This window comes from Thalassospira australica, assembly GCF_044790785.1.
GTDB lineage: Bacteria > Pseudomonadota > Alphaproteobacteria > Rhodospirillales > Thalassospiraceae > Thalassospira > Thalassospira australica_A.
In genome coordinates, this window is sequence record NZ_CP085258.1 from 3,263,058 (window position 1) to 3,282,164 (window position 19,107).

At 55.9% G+C, this 19,107-nt stretch carries 19 protein-coding genes, 1 tRNA gene and 1 pseudogene; 10 read left to right on the forward strand and 11 right to left on the reverse strand.

Annotation, left to right across the window (positions count from 1 at the left end; all coding sequences use genetic code 11):
* Positions 1-69: 69 nt before the first annotated feature.
* The 4 genes from LG297_RS15315 to LG297_RS15330 all read left to right on the forward strand — a co-directional run bounded on the left by LG297_RS15315 (position 70) and on the right by LG297_RS15330 (position 4,627).
* A complete protein-coding gene (locus tag LG297_RS15315; protein WP_404421739.1) occupies positions 70-1,833 on the forward strand; it encodes an acetolactate synthase 3 large subunit in 1,764 nt (587 codons plus the stop codon).
* A 104-nt stretch (positions 1,834-1,937) separates the two neighbouring features.
* Positions 1,938-2,447, forward strand: coding sequence for an acetolactate synthase small subunit (ilvN, locus tag LG297_RS15320; protein WP_037989846.1), 510 nt, complete (start codon positions 1,938-1,940; stop codon positions 2,445-2,447).
* Positions 2,448-2,544: 97 nt separating this feature from the next.
* Entirely contained in the window at positions 2,545-3,564 is a 1,020-nt protein-coding gene (ilvC, locus tag LG297_RS15325; protein WP_063092645.1) for a ketol-acid reductoisomerase, read from the forward strand.
* A gap of 154 nt (positions 3,565-3,718) precedes the next feature.
* Complete coding sequence (locus LG297_RS15330) at positions 3,719-4,627, forward strand: pseudouridine-5'-phosphate glycosidase (RefSeq protein WP_404421742.1); 909 nt, start codon at positions 3,719-3,721, stop codon at positions 4,625-4,627.
* 72 nt (positions 4,628-4,699) lie between these two features.
* Here the strand turns inward: LG297_RS15330 and LG297_RS15335 are convergent, their stop codons facing one another.
* A complete protein-coding gene (locus tag LG297_RS15335; RefSeq protein ID WP_404421744.1) occupies positions 4,700-4,978 on the reverse strand; it encodes a hypothetical protein in 279 nt (92 codons plus the stop codon).
* 199 nt (positions 4,979-5,177) lie between these two features.
* Between LG297_RS15335 and LG297_RS15340 the strand changes: the two genes are divergently transcribed.
* The gene (locus tag LG297_RS15340; protein ID WP_404421746.1) at positions 5,178-5,627 is read left to right on the forward strand and encodes a helix-turn-helix domain-containing protein; all 450 of its coding nucleotides are present in this window, start codon (positions 5,178-5,180) and stop codon (positions 5,625-5,627) included.
* Between the two features lie 115 nt (positions 5,628-5,742).
* Here the strand turns inward: LG297_RS15340 and LG297_RS15345 are convergent.
* A pseudogene (locus LG297_RS15345) lies at positions 5,743-6,159 on the reverse strand (GNAT family N-acetyltransferase); the annotation flags it as partial.
* A 134-nt stretch (positions 6,160-6,293) separates the two neighbouring features.
* Between LG297_RS15345 and LG297_RS15350 the strand changes: the two are divergent.
* Positions 6,294-6,662 carry a hypothetical protein gene (locus LG297_RS15350; RefSeq protein WP_404421748.1) on the forward strand — a complete coding sequence of 123 codons (369 nt, stop codon included), beginning with the start codon at positions 6,294-6,296 and terminating at the stop codon, positions 6,660-6,662.
* Here LG297_RS15350 and LG297_RS15355 read toward each other — a convergent pair.
* Both LG297_RS15355 and LG297_RS15360 read right to left on the reverse strand, forming a co-directional pair.
* Positions 6,649-7,413, reverse strand: coding sequence for a hypothetical protein (locus LG297_RS15355; RefSeq protein WP_404421750.1), 765 nt, complete (start codon positions 7,411-7,413; stop codon positions 6,649-6,651). The genes LG297_RS15350 and LG297_RS15355 overlap by 14 nt on opposite strands.
* A gap of 79 nt (positions 7,414-7,492) precedes the next feature.
* On the reverse strand, positions 7,493-8,137 hold the full coding sequence (locus LG297_RS15360) for a pyridoxamine 5'-phosphate oxidase family protein (protein ID WP_404421752.1): 645 nt from the start codon (positions 8,135-8,137) through the stop codon (positions 7,493-7,495).
* Positions 8,138-8,270: 133 nt separating this feature from the next.
* On the opposite strand from LG297_RS15360, the gene LG297_RS15365 reads away from it, so the two are divergent.
* Positions 8,271-9,782, forward strand: coding sequence for a PLP-dependent aminotransferase family protein (locus tag LG297_RS15365; protein WP_404421754.1), 1,512 nt, complete (start codon positions 8,271-8,273; stop codon positions 9,780-9,782).
* Positions 9,783-9,891: 109 nt separating this feature from the next.
* On the forward strand, positions 9,892-11,376 hold the full coding sequence (locus tag LG297_RS15370; RefSeq protein ID WP_404421756.1) for a cryptochrome/photolyase family protein: 1,485 nt from the start codon (positions 9,892-9,894) through the stop codon (positions 11,374-11,376).
* A gap of 7 nt (positions 11,377-11,383) precedes the next feature.
* On the opposite strand, the gene LG297_RS15375 is transcribed toward LG297_RS15370, so the two are convergent.
* Together LG297_RS15375 and LG297_RS15380 are read right to left on the reverse strand one after the other, a co-directional pair.
* The gene (locus LG297_RS15375; protein WP_404421758.1) at positions 11,384-11,938 is read right to left on the reverse strand and encodes a hypothetical protein; all 555 of its coding nucleotides are present in this window, start codon (positions 11,936-11,938) and stop codon (positions 11,384-11,386) included.
* 36 nt (positions 11,939-11,974) lie between these two features.
* The gene (locus LG297_RS15380; protein ID WP_404421760.1) at positions 11,975-13,522 is read right to left on the reverse strand and encodes a CHAD domain-containing protein; all 1,548 of its coding nucleotides are present in this window, start codon (positions 13,520-13,522) and stop codon (positions 11,975-11,977) included.
* A gap of 546 nt (positions 13,523-14,068) precedes the next feature.
* Here LG297_RS15380 and LG297_RS15385 point away from each other — a divergent pair.
* Entirely contained in the window at positions 14,069-14,518 is a 450-nt protein-coding gene (locus tag LG297_RS15385) for a hypothetical protein (RefSeq protein WP_404421762.1), read from the forward strand.
* Between the two features lie 265 nt (positions 14,519-14,783).
* The gene (locus tag LG297_RS15390; protein ID WP_404421764.1) at positions 14,784-15,428 is read left to right on the forward strand and encodes a hypothetical protein; all 645 of its coding nucleotides are present in this window, start codon (positions 14,784-14,786) and stop codon (positions 15,426-15,428) included.
* A 49-nt stretch (positions 15,429-15,477) separates the two neighbouring features.
* Here the strand turns inward: LG297_RS15390 and LG297_RS15395 are convergent, their stop codons facing one another.
* The 5 genes from LG297_RS15395 to LG297_RS15415 form a co-directional block, all read right to left on the reverse strand.
* On the reverse strand, positions 15,478-16,545 hold the full coding sequence (locus LG297_RS15395; RefSeq protein ID WP_404421766.1) for a linear amide C-N hydrolase: 1,068 nt from the start codon (positions 16,543-16,545) through the stop codon (positions 15,478-15,480).
* Positions 16,546-16,713: 168 nt separating this feature from the next.
* Positions 16,714-16,789 (reverse strand) — tRNA-Phe (locus LG297_RS15400).
* Positions 16,790-16,886: 97 nt separating this feature from the next.
* On the reverse strand, positions 16,887-17,093 hold the full coding sequence (locus LG297_RS15405) for a DNA gyrase inhibitor YacG (protein WP_404421768.1): 207 nt from the start codon (positions 17,091-17,093) through the stop codon (positions 16,887-16,889).
* 1 nt (position 17,094) lies between these two features.
* Positions 17,095-18,519: a ribonuclease E/G gene (locus LG297_RS15410; protein ID WP_404421770.1), complete on the reverse strand. Its 1,425-nt coding sequence runs from the start codon at positions 18,517-18,519 to the stop codon at positions 17,095-17,097.
* 2 nt (positions 18,520-18,521) lie between these two features.
* Positions 18,522-19,100 carry a Maf family protein gene (locus tag LG297_RS15415; protein WP_404421772.1) on the reverse strand — a complete coding sequence of 193 codons (579 nt, stop codon included), beginning with the start codon at positions 19,098-19,100 and terminating at the stop codon, positions 18,522-18,524.
* Positions 19,101-19,107 lie beyond the last annotated feature (7 nt).

Below are 19,107 nucleotides of genomic sequence, written 5' to 3' on the forward strand. Positions count from 1 at the left end.
TGGATCATGTATCAACCACGCGGTTATCACGCGGCACGTTGTTGTCGCTAAGGAAGAGGCTCGAAAATCATGGCAGAACGTATTTTAAGCGGTTCGGAAGTAGTGTTGCAGGCTCTGGTCGATCAGGGTGTGGAAGTCGTGTTCGGCTATCCCGGCGGCGCCGTCCTACCGCTATATGACGAGATATTTAAGCAAAACCGGATTCGTCATATCCTAGTACGCCATGAACAGGCAGCCGTGCATGCCGCCGAAGGTTACGCACGTTCGACCGGAAAGGTCGGCGTCGTTCTGGTAACCAGCGGTCCGGGTGCAACGAATGCCGTTACCGGCCTTACCGACGCGTTGATGGATTCGATTCCCGTCGTCTGCCTGACCGGGCAGGTTCCGACCCACCTGATCGGCAATGATGCGTTTCAGGAAGCCGACACCACCGGCATCACCCGCCCCTGCACCAAGCATAACTATCTGGTGAAGGACAGTGCGAAGCTTGCCCGCACGATGCATGAAGCATTCCACGTTGCGTCAAGCGGCCGCCCGGGGCCCGTCGTGATCGACTTGCCAAAAGACATTCTGGTTGCCAAGGCACCGTATCTTGAACCGTCACAGGTCCAGCACCGGACCTATAACCCGGTGGTCAAGGGCGACCGTCGCCAGATCGAGGACGCGCTGGAACTGCTGGCATCGGCGAAAAAGCCGATCCTGTATTGCGGCGGGGGCGTGATCAATTCCGGCAGCCAGGCCTGCAAGGTCCTGACGGAATTCACCCGCCTGACCGGCGTTCCGATTACTCTGACGCTGATGGGACTTGGTGCCTATCCGGCATCGGACAAACAGTATCTTGGCATGCTGGGCATGCATGGCACATACGAAGCCAACATGGCGATGCATGATTGCGATGTCATGGTTGCGATTGGCGCGCGATTTGATGACCGTGTGACCGGCAATCTTGATTTCTTCTCGCCGGGTTCGCAGAAGATTCAGGTCGATATTGATCAAAGCTCGATCAACAAAAACGTTCCGGTCGATATCGGGATTGTTGGCGATGTCGGCCATGTCCTTGAAGACATGATGAAAATCTGGAAAGCCAAACAGCACAAGATCGAAGCCAAGGCGCTTGATAGCTGGTGGGACGAGATCGAAGGCTGGCGGGGCAAGCATTGCCTGTCCTACAAGCAGCCCAAAGACATCATCAAGCCACAGCATGTGATCCGTCGCCTGCATGCGCTGACCCGTGATCGCAAGACATACATCACCACCGATGTCGGGCAGCACCAGATGTGGGCAGCCCAGCATTTCGGTTTTGAACATCCCCATGAATGGATGACGTCGGGTGGACTTGGCACCATGGGATATGGCCTTCCGGCAGCACTTGGCGTTCAGGTTGCCCATCCGGATGCAACCGTGATCTGCTTTACCGGTGATGCATCGATTATGATGAACATTCAGGAATGCGCGACGCTGACCCAGTATCGCCTGCCGGTGAAAACCGTCATCCTGAACAACCGTTACATGGGCATGGTCCGCCAGTGGCAGCAATTGCTGCACGGGTCGCGCTATTCGGAAAGCTACAGCGAATCCCTTCCGGATTTCGTCAAACTGTCCGAGGCATTCGGCTTTACCGGTCTTACCTGTGACAACGCGGCCGATCTTGATGATGCCCTGACCAGGATGCTTGAAATCGACGGTCCGGTGATCCTCGACGTTGCCGTGGATGACAAGGAAAACTGCTATCCGATGATTCCGTCGGGCAAGCCGCATAATGAAATGCTGCTTGGTTCGGAAACCACCGGTGACGAAGCCATTGATTCCGACGAAGGGATGGTTCTGGTCTGATCCGCGAAACCCGTTCGCGACAAGACATCATCAAAACCAAAATCAAAGGCCGGGCCGGGCCGCACATTTGATGCGCCCGCCCGCGCCCTAGCGGAGCAAGACCCGTGAAAGAAACCGAAATTTCGAAACACACGATATCCGTTCTGGTGGATAACGAAGCGGGCGTTCTGGCCCGTGTCATTGGCCTGTTTTCGGGCCGTGGCTACAACATCGAAAGCCTGACCGTGGCCGAGGTTGATGCCAGTTCCCACCAGTCGCGCATCACCGTTGTCACCTCGGGCACGCCCATGGTGATCGAACAGATCAAGGCACAGCTTTCACGTCTGGTGCCGGTCCACAAGGTCAGCGACCTGACCCTTGCCGGACCGTGCGTTGAACGTGAACTGGCGCTGGTCAAGGTGATTGCATCGGGTGAAAAGCGCGTCGAATCCCTGCGTATTGCCGATATCTTCAAGGCCCGCGCAGTCGATGCGACCAACAGTTCCTTCGTCTTCGAAATCATCGGAAGCCCGGAAAAAATCGACGCCTTCATCAAATTGATGGAGCCGTTGGGGCTTTCGGAAACTTCGCGCACGGGTGTCGCAGCAATTTCGCGCGGCACGCTGACGATGTGAGTTCGCCGGGGATGCCTTGGCATTCCCGCTTTAACAATTTGATCCATCCGCCACGCAAAGAAAAATCGCGTGGTCCAACGTCCAGAGGTATCGAAAGATGCGTGTTTATTACGACCGCGATGCAGATGTTAATCTGATCAAGACCAAAAAAGTTGCCATCATCGGTTACGGTTCGCAGGGCCATGCCCATGCGCTGAACCTTCATGATTCCGGTGTCAAAGACGTTGTTGTCGGCCTTCGTGAAGGTTCCAGCTCGCGCAAGAAGGCGGAAAATGCCGGTCTGAAAACCATGACCCCGGCCGAAGCCGCCGCATGGGCCGATGTTGTCATGATCCTGACCCCGGACGAACACCAGGCTGCGATCTATGCCAACGAACTGCGCGACAACCTGAAAGACGGTGCCGCCCTTCTCTTCGCACACGGCCTTAACGTTCATTTCGGCCTGATCGAACCACGTGCTGATCTTGACGTCATGATGATCGCACCGAAAGGTCCCGGCCACACGGTTCGTTCCGAATACAAGCGTGGCGGCGGTGTGCCTTGCCTCGTTGCCATCGAACAGAACGCATCGGGCAATGCGCTTGAACTCGCACTTTCCTATGCATCGGCAATCGGCGGCGGCCGTTCGGGCGTGATCGAAACCAGCTTCCGTGAAGAATGCGAAACCGATCTGTTCGGTGAACAGGCTGTTCTGTGTGGCGGCCTGACCCAGCTGATCAAATACGGCTTCGAAACCCTGACCGAGGCTGGTTATGCTCCGGAAATGGCATATTTCGAATGCCTGCACGAAGTGAAACTGATCGTTGACCTGATGTATGAAGGCGGCATGGCCAACATGCGTTACTCGATCTCGAACACCGCGGAATACGGCGACTATGTCACCGGCCCACGCGTGATCGACGCATCGGTCAAAGAACGCATGAAAGAAGTTCTTGCCGACATTCAGGAAGGCAAATTCGTTCGTGACTTCGTTCAGGAAATGCATTGCGGCCAGCCGATGTTCAAGGCAACCCGTCGCCTGAACGCCGAACACGAAATCGAAGAAGTCGGCACCAAACTGCGCGCGATGATGCCATGGATTGCTGCAAACCAGCTCGTCGACAAAGAAAAGAACTAAGCTTTACGCTTTGTTTTGCAAAACGGCCGTCCCGATGGGGCGGCCGTTTTTGTTTGCCCGCACACAACAGTCATGATGTGTTTGGGGTGGATTTTACAGGCTGATCCGCGTAATCCTGACCTTTAAAACTTTAACTCAACCATGAGCATTTTGAATGTCGGACTTTATCGATATCGCCCCCGAAGTCGCCGAAGCCCTTGCGGCGGGCAAGCCGGTTGTCGCCCTTGAATCCACCATCATCTCGCACGGGATGCCTTATCCGCAGAACCTTGAAACCGCGCAGGCGGTTGAGCAGGATGTTCGTGATAATGGCGCAATCCCGGCCACCATCGCGCTGATCGGCGGGCGTTGCAAAATCGGCCTGTCGCCGTCGGAACTGGAATATTTTGCCAAGGGCACCGACATTCTGAAACTGTCACGCCGCGACATTCCGTTCTGCATCGCCAAGAAACGCGATGGGGCCACCACCGTTTCAGCAACCATGATTCTGGCAGAAAAAGCCGGGATCAAGGTCTTTGCCACCGGCGGGATTGGCGGAGTTCACCGCGAGCTTGCGGCAAGTTTTGATATCTCGGCCGACCTGACCGAACTTGGCAAAACCAGTGTTGCCGTGGTCTGCGCCGGGGCGAAGGCGATCCTTGATATTCCGATGACGCTTGAACATCTCGAAACACTCGGTGTGCCGGTGATTGCATATGGCACCGATGAATTCCCGGCCTTCTATACCGTTAAAAGCGGCCAGAAAGCCCCGATCCGCCTTGACAGCCCAACCGAGATTGCCGAATTCCTGAAAGCCAAGTGGGACTTTGGCCTTGCAGGCGGGGCCGTGATCGGCAACCCGCCGCCTGCGGACAAGGCGTTGGAGCTTGATGCCATCGAACATGCGATTGACAGTGCATTGGTTGAAGCCAAGGGCCTTAACATCCATGGCCGCGAAGTCACCCCGTTCCTGCTGGAACGTGTGACCCAGCATACCAAGGGCAAAAGCCTTGAAGCCAATATCGCACTGGTGCGCAACAATGCCGCCCTTGGCGCAAAAATCGCGGTGGCACTGGCCAGTTGATTCCCGTTATGCAGGTCTGAAATACAGGCCCCCCGAGCGGTTCGTTCGGGAGATTTTTATGCTAAGCAGGCTCTAGTCGGCTTTTGTAGTTGTGCAGGTCGTGCCGCCCGCCTCGCCATTTTCGCGTGCGGCATTGGCCGCGACAAGTTCGCGAATAATCGCCAGAACGGCAGGGGAATCAACATCCATTCCGTGAACGGATTGTTCATATCGCGTGATGTCTTCGGCCAGGAATTGCAAATTGGACAACAGAATGTCCGTGGTCTGGCGGGACAGATACAACCTGCCACCGTAACCATTGGCCGTGCGACGTAACAACGCCGTCATTGTCGAGAGTTGTTCGCTCAACATCTGTTCTCTACGCGATTTATGATATGTTTAATCCCTCATTCTTATATTAGCACCATTTTTCGCGTAGAAACAACCTTTATGCACACCAAATAAGTGCTAAAGACGCAAAATTCACGTAGCCTTTGGTATGATTGCTTCACAACATCCGCCTTTCGGGGTAGCCTTCATATCGTTTAAAGACCGCAGTGGGGCAAAAGGTATGAACTCCGACGCGATGACGGGACTGGGCCAGCGGATCGGGATTTGCGAAAAAATCGTGGGATCGCGCAGCGCCCTTGCCGCAAAAACCGGGATCGCGACCCGGACGCTTGAAAATTACAGTCACGGTCGCAACGACCCGAAGGCCGCCGCATGCGTGGCCATTGCACGGGCAACCGGTGTTTCGATCGAATGGCTGTTAACCGGCAAAGGCGACCCATCCATCGAAGCAGAAGAAGGCGACCGCAAAATCGTCTATAACATTGCCTATTTCCTTGCGCGCAGTTCCAAGGCCGTTAAAGCCGACCCGGAGGAATTTGCCGATTCATTTCTGTCGCTTTACGATTATTGCCGGGAGAAACAGCAATCGGGTTCGGAAACGTTTGATGCAAGGGCATTTGAGAATGTCGTGGAATTTGCGTCAAAGCGTTTTCAGAAGAATAGCGCGTAAGCAGCATCTGCAAACGCCGTCTTAGCCGGTCACAATCGTCGCAGACATAACCGACTTCGGGTAGTCTGCGACCTTCGATCACACGATCACGCTTGACTTGGCTGCGCCATCCCATCTGTGCATACCAGAACCGGATCGGGTTATCTCGAAACGCCCATAATACCGGCGGCGTCAACCCCTGTTCGATCAGAAAATCGACCATGGTCAGCATCATCACCGGTCCGGTTTCACGCCCGCGATAATCGGGCAGGACATAGGCCGCATGCATTTCGCCCCTGCCATCGATTTCCGGATCGCGATTTTGGCAGCAAAAACAAAAGCCGACCACCTGCTGGCCGGCCTCAATCACGAATAATCCATCGGTGTCTTCGTGGGAGTCGAACCAGTCCAGCCATTGCTGTTGCCGGTATTCACGCGACCGGCTGCGCAAAACGGCTTCGGGCATAAAGGCATATGTTTCACGCCAGCAGAAAGCGTGAATTTGGGAAATCATTGAAACATCATCGATTTTTGCAGTCCGGATCGAAATCATCGCTTTTCCTCCAATTGATCAGCGGAGGAAAATAATTGCACATCTTTCGCGCGTTGCGTTTTCCGTATAAAACTATTTAAAGAAATTTGTTCAAAATCATTACCGCTTTAACGATAGTGATCGGGTTCTGCCACATGCTTGATATTGATCTTCAGAAACGTCTTGATCAGGCATCGTCTGCCATTCGCAGAGAAAAAACCGGCTTATCCACCGCCCAGCACATTGTTATTACAATCGCAGTTTCCCTGTTCATGATGACCGCAGGCATCGCAACCTATGCGCAATTATCCGCTGTTCCGGCCATGCCGTCGGACGATCTGGGGAAACTTGCCGTTATTGTCAGTGATGTAACCGAAACGGTTCCGGCCGATATATGGGCCGCGATGGAACGCCATATCGGCAAAAAGGTCGAAGATTTCGACTCGGCTGATCAGGTTCGGGCGGTTGCCTTCCTGCTTGATCTGATTGAAAAGCAGCCCAAACCGACAATCAATATATGGTGACGACCGAACTGGTCACGACAACCGGATAATCGCGCAATTTGCGCCACATGGTGCGCGCCGGATAAGCATTGAGTTTGGTTTCGGTAATACCCGAAAGACCATTGGCGATCATCAGGCTGTTAAAGAAATCCGGGGCCAGTTCCATCTGGGCCGGGCTTGTCATGACGGTGACGCCATCGGTAGTGAAGGCGGAATAGAAACACAGACGACATGCCCGTTCGACCGGAAGCCAGGCATCGGGCGTCATGACCGCGACCAGAACCCCCATAATAGATCCCGAAACACCATGCAACAGGCGTGTCACCGGAATGAAGGGCACGCCCGATTGCTGCCCGGTTACCGGTGTGCCGATCCTGATATCGTCGCTGTCGGCAGCAATAGCCTGACTGAAATAGTCGCGATCAGACAGATCAAGATCGGCGGCGGGATGACGGGTGGTATCGAAGCGCAAAATCCCCTTGGCATCGATGAACAGCAGGGCGCGAACTGCAGAAACCTGTTCGGTAAAACGTTTCAGGCTGCCTTGCAGCACAACTTCGTTCATGCTGCCGTCATTGCGCAGAAGATCAGCCGAACGACGCATCAAACCGTCGGTCTGGTTCAGGATGTTTTCAACATGGGTCGCCATCAGAAGAACGTTTTCTTCAAGCGAGATGTTTGACGTATCGGCAGCGGCCTGCCCCGGTGCCCAAAACAGGCCGAGCAGGATAACCAGCCATTTCTTCATCATGTCCCCCGCGCTGTGCAACATTACAGCTATCCAAATTCGGACATTCTGTAAATGAAACAACAGCGCGGCGGCTTGCGCAATATCTAATATTCTTTGTTTTTTAGCGACGATGGGACGGATCAAGGCGGCTATCGTCAATCGGATCGCCCCAGACAGTGGCGCATGGCAGCACCCCGGCCCAGACCGGCCAGCCGTAATCACCCTCGTCATCCACCGGATCACCGCTACGGACCTTGGCCGATACCTCGTTCAGGTCAAAACCAAGGAACATGGTGGCCTTGAGCTCCTGTTCGTTGGGATGACGGATCTGCTCCCAGCGGCCTTTGGACAGCTTTTCAACAAACAGTCGGGAATGTTCCATTTTGCCTTCCGGATCGGCCACGATTTCACCCCTGCCGTAAATCACGACCGACCGGTAATTGGCCGAGTGATGGAAGGCCGAACGCGCCATCACCAGGCCATCCAGATGGGTGATGCACAGGCAGGCTTCTGCGCCATTGGCGATGGTCGCCAGAATGCGGTTCTTGGATGCGCCATGGATATAAATCCGTTCCCCCACGCGCCAATGCGCGGTCGGGATCATCGAGGGGCGACCATTCACAATGGTCCCGACATGGCAGATCAGGGCATCGTCAATGATACCATGTACCAGTTTGCGGTCGTAACTGGCGCGTTTCGGCCCACGCACCACTTTGGTCGCAGGATGGACTTCGTACTGTTCGGGAAGCTCGGTGGTATCAGACATTTTCTATTTCTCTGTAACTTGTGGTGGCGCAACGGGTTGGCGTCATCATCGGCAGAATTGGACTTTATCAAAGGTCCGTTATAATAATTTTGATAGAACCAATTTTACTGAACCTGATTTTCGATAGGCCACCATGCGCAGCGACTTTACCTGGATCTATCCCAGCCATGCAGCCACGGCAGGCGATGAAAACGGCGATACGGCCTATCGCCGGCTTTATCTTGGCATCCGCCAGGCCATTCTGGACGGGCGACTGCATCCGGGTGAAAAGTTACCCGCCAGCCGTGATCTGGCCAAAAGCCTTGGCATTTCGCGCAATACGGTGGTGACGAGTTTTGATCTGCTGGTATCAGAAGGGTATCTCGAAACCCAGATCGGGGCCGGAAGTTTCGTTGCGAGCAGCCTGCCGGACAGGGAAATGACGGCGACCACCCTGCCCGCATCGGCCGATCAGGCCCGTAAATCCGCAAACCTTCCACGGCTTAGCCAAAGTGCAACCCGCATGCTGGCCTATGATCGACGGTTTCCACGGTTTCGCGTGGCCCGGCCATTTAACCCGGCAACCCCCGATCTTGATGCCTTTCCGTTTGATGTCTGGGCGCGGTTGCTGCGCCGAAGCTGGCGGGCACCTGCCCTTGACCTGACCATTCCGGTTGATCCGCTTGGCATGCCGGCATTGCGCGATGAAGTTGCCAAGTGGCTGCGCCAGTCCCGTGGGGTCAAATGCGATGCCGATCAGGTGATGATTGTTTCAGGTGCGCAGCAGGCACTTGACCTGATTGCGCGTGCGCTTGTGGATCCGGGTGACGTGATCGCAACCGAAGACCCCGGTTATGAAGGCATTCGCGGGGTCCTTGCCGCCAGTGGTGCCACCTTGCTGCCGATCCCGGTCGATGAAGATGGATTGCAGGTCGACAGACTTGGTATCGGTGCCCCGGCGCGCATTGTGGTCACGACACCGTCGCGCAATTATCCGCTGGGTACGACATTGTCGCTTGCCCGTCGTCTTGCCCTTTTGCAATGGGCAGATGCCCATGATGCGTGGGTTGTCGAAGACGATTATGACAGCGACTATCGCTATGACGGACCGCCGTTGTCATCCTTGCAAGGGCTAGACCGGCAGGACAGGGTGATTTATGTCGGCACGTTCTCGCGCGTGATGTTTCCCGGCATTCGGCTTGGCTATCTGGTTTTGCCACCTGCCCTGATCCCGGTATTTCGCGGAATGCGCGGCTTTGCCGATGGCGTGCCCGCCCCGACGGCACAGGCCGCACTGGCGGCATTCTTTGCCGAGGGGCATTTCGGCGGCCATGTGCGCAAGATGCGGCTAAGTTACGGCGAACGTCGGGCTCATCTGCGCCACCTGATCGAGACACGCGCCAGTGATATTTTGCAGGTTCTGCCATCCGATGGAGGACTTCATCTTTGCACAAGGCTGATGACCGCGCAGGATGATGTGGACGTGCAGGAACGGATGGTTCAGGCGCAGCTCGATTGCCGGGCACTTTCATCCTACTACCATGATAAATCGGCAGAAAACCGGCCCCGCCCCCTGCACGGGCTGGTACTTGGATTTGCCGGATGGAAAAAGAATGTGATTTCGCAAAGTTTCGATGAACTGATCAATCTGATCCGCCGTACATGATCATGTACCCCGAGCCAGAGAGAGTGCATCGACATCCCCTCTATGCTGTCACAGTCGATGTGCTCTCTCACCCTTCAGCCTTCCCCTCTCCCAAGGTACGAGTTCCCGGATGCCCTCTGCTTCTGCCGCCCCGGTTGCCATCATGTGGTTTCGCAATGACCTTCGTCTTGCCGACAACCCGGCATTGAACGCCAGCGTAAAGTGGGCACAGCAAAATAACGGCGTCGTGGTTCCGGTATTTATCCTTGATCGGGTGATTGATACCCAATTGGGCGGGGCGACGCGCTGGTGGCTTGAACGCAGTCTGGCACGACTTGATGAAAGTCTTGCCAAGGCTGCGGGGCTCAACTGCTCCTGTCTGAGGGTTTTCAAGTCGGAGGCACAGGACGTTTTCAATCAGTTACAGGCTGATCACAAAATCGGGGCGGTTTTCTGGAACCGGCTTTATGACAAGCCATCCATTGCGCGCGATACCGATATCAAATCATCCTTGCGCGACCTGAATATTGAATGCGACAGCTTCAATGGTCAATTGCTGTATGAACCGTGGGAAGTCAAAACCGGTGCCGGGACCGACTTCAGGGTTTTCAGTCCGTTCTGGCGGGCGTGTTTGAAACTGCCACCCCCGGCAGAGCCGAAAAAAGCCCCGGAAAAGATCCCGCTTGGGAACCTGAAACTGGCCAATGAAACGGACATTTCCGGGCTTGATCTATCGCCCAAGCCGTTTGACTGGGCCACCGGCTTTGCCGAGCGGTTCACCCCCGGCGAACAGGGAGCGATGGATCAGCTTTACGGCTTTATCGATGACCGGTTGATTGATTATGCCGATTTGCGCGACCGACCCGATCATCGGGTGACATCGGAACTTTCCCCGCATCTGCGCTTTGGCGAGATCAGTCCGCGCCAGGTCTGGCACGCAGCAGACCATTATGCCGATGCCCATCCCGGTCAGGGCAAAACCGCATCAAAATTCATGGCCGAACTGGGCTGGCGGGAATTTGCCCATCATGTGCTGTTTCATGCCAAGGATTTGAAATCCGTGCCGCTTCAGGGGCAATTCACCGATTTCCCATGGGTCGATGATCCGAAGGCACTTGAACGCTGGCAACGCGGGCAAACCGGTTTTCCGATTGTCGATGCCGGAATGCGGGAGCTTTGGCATACCGGCTATATGCATAACCGGGTGCGGATGATTGTCGGATCGATACTGGTAAAACACCTTCTGATCCATTGGCACGAAGGGCTTGCGTGGTTTGACGATACGCTTGTCGATGCCTGCCCGGCCAACAATCCGTTTTCATGGCAATGGATTGGCGGCTGCGGTGCCGATGCCGCCCCCTATTTCCGGATTTTCAATCCGGTCCTGCAGGGCGAGAAATTTGACCCCGCTGGAAGTTACGTCCGGCAATGGGTGCCGGAACTTTCCGACATGCCCGACCAATATATTCACAAACCGTGGGACGCATCGCCCTTGATCCTGAAAGCCGCCGGGGTGGATTTGGGCGACACCTATCCAGAACCCCTGATCGGCATCAAAGAAGGCCGTGAACGGGCACTGGCGGCCTATCAGGAGATGAAACGCGTCGCAGCATAGATCGTACTTACGGTGCCTTGCGCAAATACCAGATCAGGTTATCCATCGTGTTTGGCAGCAGGATGCCGCGTGAACAGATTGCGGCTTCGACAAAACTGTCCCGTTCACCTTTGCTTTTGGCGTTATCAAGCTTGAGGATTGCGGTTCCGACCACGCAACGGTTCTGGCGCTTGTCTTTGCCAAAGGCAACGAAGCCCTCTGCCCCGTTTGGATGGTCGGGTTTGCTGACAATCGTGTAATCGGAAACCAAAAGCCGCCACCGTTCTTCAAATGCGGAACGGGTACGGATGAATTTCTTCAGTCCGGATGGCATGTCGTCCGTCGCCCAATAGGATATTCTTACCTGCCCTTTTCCGCCATCAAGTTCCCAATTGTAATAGGCGGCAGCCGTTTCGAAAAACCCGTCCCTTGGCAGGTCCCGAACAGAGGTCACAGACATTCCCGACGCTTCGGCGATATTGAACTGTTCCTGATAGACAACGTCGCTTTCAACCGGAAACTCGTCATTGGTCACGCATGTCGACAAAGCCAGGATCAGCGGCAAAAGTAGCAGATGATGCAAGACCAACATTAGTCCCAATGCAGATCCCCAATCTGTCTACTTCCAGAACGGCTTCTGTTTTTCGAATTTCTTCCATGCCTGATCCAGCCCCTGCAGGTGATGATCGGCGCGTGCGCCGAACCAGCCGGAAATCAGGCCAATGGCGACCAAGCCATCCTTGGAAAGCTGTGGCCGTAAGGCCGTTAGCCTGGCTTCGGCCACCGCGACATCGTTCAGCCAGCCAAGGATTTCCTGCAGATTGGTCAGTTCCTTGCGAAACTTTTTGGTCGGCTTCCCGTCATAGATTTCACCAAAGAAATCGCTGCCATAGCGCATCTGTTTGACATCAAGCCGCAGGGCATGAAGTTGCGGGACGGTCAGTTTGCCAACGTCGCTGCCGCGTTTGGTCAGGCGTTTATAGGCCCGGCTCAGCAAGGGTTCGGCCAGCTTGGTCACGGATGCCGACATTGCCTTCATCTGGGTCGCGTCCGCGCCCGATGCCCAGCGCGAATAACTTGACCATGCCCCAAGCAGCAGCAGGAGTTGCTGATACTCGAAACTTTCAAGCATTTCGTGCGCGGTAAGCAAAGCGGCGTCGCGTTGCTTCGTTGCCGCCTTGCGCAGATCGGCAATTCCCGGATGATCGGGGAAGCGTTCTTCGACCATCGGCAGGGTTTCATTGAGGAAAACATCCCAGTCGCGCAGGCTGTCAAGCGCCTTGGTACAATGTTTCAGCAGGCGGCGGATCAGGACACCTTCGCCCTGCGGCAGGTTTTTCTTGAACAGGTTGAACGTCACGCGCAGGCGACGCATCCCCACCCGCATCTGATGGCAGCCTTCGATATGAAGGTCTTCGCGCACGCAGACCTCGTTCCCAAGGATCATGCGAAGCCCCTGCGCCAAGACCGCACGAAACGCGGTTTCGGCCGACATACCGGCGGCAAGCCCGACGGGGGCCGCCTTGTAAAATCCCGGCACCTCGTTCAGATAAAGAGCCCGGCCGCGCGATGCCTTTGACCGCAAACTTAAAAACAGCGGCACGGTGCGTTGCAGTTCAAGCGCCAGGTCAAACAGGGCGGCGGGATGACCTTCCTTCAGCTCCAGTTCGACCTCTGACAGGGGAGATTCTTTTTCTGCCGTGCGCACCACACCCTGATCGATTGCCAGTTCCATGATCGCATCGCGATAGGTCAGATCAACCGCACTGCGTTTCAGGTCGGTTTCAAAAATCCGTTCGATCTTTTTCTTTTTGACATGCTTGTCGAGCAGACCAACCACGTCTTCGTCGGTGAATTTATCCAGATCAAGAACACCGTCGGGCAGTTCGACATTCCATTCATGGCGTTCGGGCAGGGCTTCGCGCATGCCGTTCGAGGCCTTGACGGTCTGTTCCCACCCCTTGGTGCCCTTTTTGCGCACCCGCAATGCCAGCCCCTTGCGGGCCAGCGAAAGTTTGGGTGTGTCGTGATAGATGGACACAAGATGGGTGGTCAGAAGGCGACGGCCTTCCTTGACCTCGCGCAGGACGGGTGCCTGCTTCAAACGCGATACGTGCTTCGGATCGATGCGGAGCTTCAGTTCGATCTCGATCTGCTTTTCGGCCATCAGGGTCCCCCGGATGTTCTTGTTATTGCAGCGCAGAACACGCTGTCTGCCATAACGTCATAGCCCGAATTGTGTTTCAGCAGTTTGAAACCAGCCGCCGGACGTTATGGTAGCGAGATGTAAAATTTCCGCAACATTCCTGACATAACACCATCTTTTCAAGCGTTAATGTTGCGATTGGCAGCTTGCAACGCGGTCCGTTTTCATTTGAAACCGGATTGATCCCGACAGGTTCGTTTGATCAGGAAAAGTATGAGGAATCATCAAAACGCCCGGACGAATCCCAAATTTGTCGAGGTGAAAAGGTGCCGGTGCCTGCGATTCCCTCCCCCTTTCTGACGGCATATAAAGTTTTTCCAAAAAGTTCTTGATTTGTTCTTTTGTTTGTGGCATAAGAGAAAAATCAACGGGAGAAATGCACCCGGACCAAAACCCGCAAGGCCTTGTGCCTCGCGGGTTTTTGCGTTTGGGGCTGGATCAAAGAGGGTATCAGGATGCAGGGACAAAGACACAGACAGGGCAGCGGGGCCATCCGCAGGATATTGATTGGCGGATGGCGGAGCCATTACGGCGGCGTTCCGCGCCGGTTCTGAAACGTTTCGAACACGCTTGTTTGTCATGACGGGAGAGGTGCGTCTTGTCGGGGAAAGGACCCCGGATTTGCCGGAGGCGGCAGCAATGGCAGCAGCGGGCTTTGGCCCGCCAATGGTGGACAGGTTGGGGGCAGTACGCCCGAAGACCGTCTTTGGCGAGAATGACCGAAGCCCGAAGTTTGTCCGGGCCGCATCGGTTGCCGGAAGTGATCAGAGCGGGCCAGAAGCCGGAAGGCCGTCGATTGGCGAGGATGGCCGAAGCCCGAGGTTTGTCCGGGCCGCACCGGCTGCCGGAAATGCCGTCAGGGCCGGGAGTGACCGGAGCGGGCCGGAAGCCCGAAGGTTGTCGGTTGGCCGGGATGGTGACCGCCCGCAGTGTGTCGGGGTTTCCGGGAAGCCATGACGCCAGAAAACATCCGCCGTCTGCGGTCCGGTTTCCTGAGCCCGGATCACCCCGACAGGTTCGGTTGGTCAGGAAAAGCATGAGGAATCATCAAAACATCCGGGCGAATCCCAAATTTGTCGGGGGGGGGGGGTGAAAAGGTGCCGTTGCCTGCGATTCTTTGCACAACCCTGCCTGTTATCTGCCCTAACCCCCACTTTCGCATAGGTTGTGGTGGGCCTTTCTGGTGCTATTCTGGGCCGGGACGTTAACCAAGGGACAGAAGATGAAATTCAATAAACTTTTTTACCTGGCCGCATTGGCCGGGACGTTGTCGTTGGGCGCATGCCAGACCACGCGCGATTATTCCTATTCGGAATGGCAGGAAATGCCGATTGGCAAATCGCGTTTCAATGTACCGTCCATTTCAACAGTGCCGGTTACGAAACTGGAACAGAATGACCGCAATAACGGTCAGGTCCAGAACGAAAAATGGCAACTGGCGTGCGGTCTGGGATATGTCACCCTTCAATATACATTCGAAGTCTGGTTTGGGCAGACTGTTGAACAACGCCTTGATAACCGGGAAGAATTCACATCCCATTTCAAGGAACGCAAAATCGATGTGTCAAACCTGAAGGCTGTATCGAACAAAAACGGCAGGGCAGTGGGTTACATCGCCGATGCGGAACTTTCCGATAAAACCAGCTGTCAGGTTGCGATGTTCGGTTTCCGGGCTACGAAGGGGCGGAAAATCTATGACAATGACCGTGGTGGTGCGGATGCAGTTGTTGATGCCATTTACTGCGGCTCAATACCGCTTGATATGGAAAAACTGACGTCACAGATCAGTCTTGTCGAGGATCGCGAGGCTTATGCATTGGCGGCCCATGCTCTGCCCAAAATGGAATGCAGTGCCGATAAAACGTGACGGCTGAACCCGATTTAAGCCCCTTTTCGGGAACAGGTTTCAGGCGTGCTCAGTCTGCGAGCCCCTGAAACCTGAACGGCTTTTCTTCCTCGAAGGAAGGGGCGGCATCCCCGGCATAGACATTGCGTTGATCCGGCCCGAGGTCGAGCTTTTTCACCGCGCCGGTTTCCGCGCTGAAATCGATATTCTTGAGATCGACCCAGAAGGTGTTCGGGGTCAGGGCCGATTCAAAGAAGTAAAGCATCCGTTTGTGATCGGCGACCGTGCGCCAGCGGGTGGAGGAAATGTTGGGTTCGTTTGGTGTTGAAATGCCAAAGGGCACCGAGACATTGCGGATGACGCTGAACACACTTGCAAGGGCGACGACCGGGTCCTCGTCCTTCGGGATTGCGTTGATATAGAACGCGGCACGGGCAAACCGGTCGGCAGACCGGTTGGTGCCGGGCAGCATCACGGTTCCGCCGACCTGCTTCCAATAGGCATTCTGCGCAAGCTGATGTTCGAAAATCGGCGAGTTTGTCATGACCTGATAATCGCGGTCATGATGAATGACCTGTTTGCCGTCGATATATTCGATAATCGCGCTGTCACCCGTGGCATCCGAGATCGAGAGATGCAGGGTCGCAAGCCGGTTTTCACCCGGCATCTGGTCGGTGACGACGACAAAGGGTTCCCGGGCGAGTGCCGCAACAGCGTCAGACACCGTCGCGAAATTATCGAGCACATATTGCGCCCAGGCCGCAATCGAAAGACCCGGCTTTGTGCCGTCATAGGGCGGATATTCGGACTCGACCAGCCAAAGCACATTGGCCGACAATCCGGCTTCGTTCAGGCCGTCCGTCGTGGCGATGTCATAGGCGCTGGCGATGACGCTACCGTATCTGGAAACCCATTTGAGGGAATTCGGCCCGGCTTCGCCATTCCGTTCCATACCGCGCGGGAAAATCCATAGATTGGTGGCAATATCGGATTTCCAGTCCATGGAACGCGCGGTGATCACATCGTTATCCGCCCCGTGATAGACGGCCCGCGTGCAGGCATCGGCAACGGGTGAAATGGCCGTCGCCAACAAACCCGAAACCATCATCATCGTTGCAATGCGTGTCCGTTGGCCCATCGGGTTATCCCTTTGCACGATCCGGGTTCATCCTGTTGAACCGTGATTATGTCGCGCAGGGCAACGAACTGCAACCATTGCAGGTATTGAGGGATCATATTCAATTTTACTGAAATTTCAGGCACAAAAAACCCGGCCAGTGGCCGGGTGATTTTTGGGCGACCTAGATGGTGCCCGGGGGCGGATTCGAACCACCGACACGCGGATTTTCAGTCCACTGCTCTACCAACTGAGCTACCCGGGCATTCTCTGGGCGTCTCCGTTTCCGGAGCGTTCCCTGCGGAACGAGCGGGGTTATACAAACTCCTTTGGGGCTTGTCCAGCCTCAAATCGCATTTTTTTTATGCGCGAAAATCTTCTTCATCTTCAAGGTCTTCAAGATACTCCGGCGGTTCGGTCACCGGGACGGCATAGCTTTCATTCAGCCATTTGCCGAGGTCGAGATCGGCACAGCGTTTCGAGCAGAAAGGCTTGTATTTTTCCACCACCGGCTTGCCGCACATGGCACAGCCCGAGCCTGCTGTTTTAACTGTGTTTTTTTCGCTCATATCAGAGTTTCTCCAGCCTGTAGTCTGCGCGCGACAGGGTTTTGTCGGCAGCCAGTTCCGGCGCCATTCCCATCACACGTTCGAGTATTTGTTGCCCAAGGCTTCCCGGCGCAAGGGCCGTCACAATTTCCGGGGCGAGATGAAGACGGTAACGTCCCGCCTGCCCGGCCCGCAGATCGCGAGTCACAGAACGCAGGACCGCATTCAATGCCGCCGCCCGTGTCGGTACAGGATCGGGTTGCGATGCCTGCATCAGTTCGGCAAGGGCAATGCCGCCGCGCTGCCGGGTCAGTTCGAACAGGCCCAGCCGCGTAAACCCGCCAAACTGGACCGCCCCGTTCATTTCCGGGCCAAAGGCATCGCGAAGGGCGACTTCGAACCTGTCGCGCGATGCCTTGCCCGCCATGCGAAGCGGATCAATCACCACCAGACCGCCAATATTGCGCAACTGCAATTGGCGAACGATCTCGGACGCCGCGCGCAGATTGACCTGTTCGGCGCGTCTAGCCTGATCATGATCGGCATCCGATCCGCCCGCGTTCACATCAATCGTGCAGAGTGCCGTCGTCTGTTCAACCGCGATCCAGCCACCACCCGGAAGCGGTACGCGCGGTTGCAGGGCTGTTGCGATATCGTCCTCGATATCCTGATCATCAAACAGCAGGCGCGCGCCGTCATGACGGATCAGATGCGCATCATCCAAACCACGTGCGCGTAACAGGCCGCGCAGACGAACAAATTCGTCCGCCCCATCAACAATACATTCCCGGCCCGCCATCACATGACGTTCGATCAACTGATCGGCATCAGATAATGCCTTGAACACCAGAACCGGTTTTGCCGGCGATGCCAGAGCGGTCTGCGCCCGTGCCCAGGCCGTGCGAAGTTGCCGGAGCTCGCCAGTCAGTGCGGCGTCATCCCAATCGATTGCCAGACTGCGCAGGGTGATGCTTTCCTCGCGCGTGATCAGCCCCTTGAACAGGGACAGAAGCGACGCGCGGCGGGTTTCGTCCTTAAGCTTGCGGGGGAGTTCGATCAAGCCGCCAGCCTTGTGCTCGTTCGGGCGTTCGGCTGGGCGCAGGATCATGCCCAGCCCCTCTATCGCGATGCGACCGGTCAGCTTCGGTCCTTTATCCTCGAACCCGAGGCGGGAAATCTGCACGATGACCCATTGGCCTTCGTGAAGCGGGCCATCCACACGATCAAACGGCAACAAGCCATCGGCAACGCCATCAAGGGCCACCATCGCCGCCGCCATTTCGGGAAGAATTTTCGAAACACGGCCCAGATGGATATCAAACCGGGCCGGACCACCACGATCAATCCATAGACGCGACAGCCTGTCATTGCAGATCAGGGCAATGCGCCGTTCGCATGCGACGGCATCAATCAGCAGGCGGTCCGTTTCTGTTCCGCCAGCCACCATGATCATGCCCCCTGCCGGAAGCCAAGACCGCGCAGCATGCCGTCAACCTCGCACAGCGAAAGACCAACGACGTTGGAATAGGACCCGGTGATGCTTTTGACGAAGGTTGCGGCATATCCCTGAATGGCATAGGCACCCGCCTTTCCCTGCCATTCATCGTGGGCCAGGTATCGCGCAAGATCGTCTTCGCCAAGGCGGCGGAAAATCACCTGTGTTTCGATCACGCGCGAGCGGGTCGTACCATCAGGCGCAACCACGCAAAGACCGCCATAGACACGATGACGACGGCCAGACAGCAATGTCAGGAATTTGCGGGCCTCGGCATGATCGGATGCCTTGCCAAGTGCCCGACGGCCGCAGGCGACAACCGTATCGGCGGCAAGAACAAAGCCGCCCGCATGATCGGCGGCAACCGCACGTGCCTTTTCCTCGGCCAGGCGGAGTGCCAGCCGACGCGGACTTTCATCATCATGCGGTGTTTCGTCGATATCAGCAGGGATAACCTGATCCGGCACAATTCCGATCTGTGCCAGCAGCTCAAGACGCCGCGGCGATGCAGAGGCCAAAATCAGTTTCGACAAGTCGCGG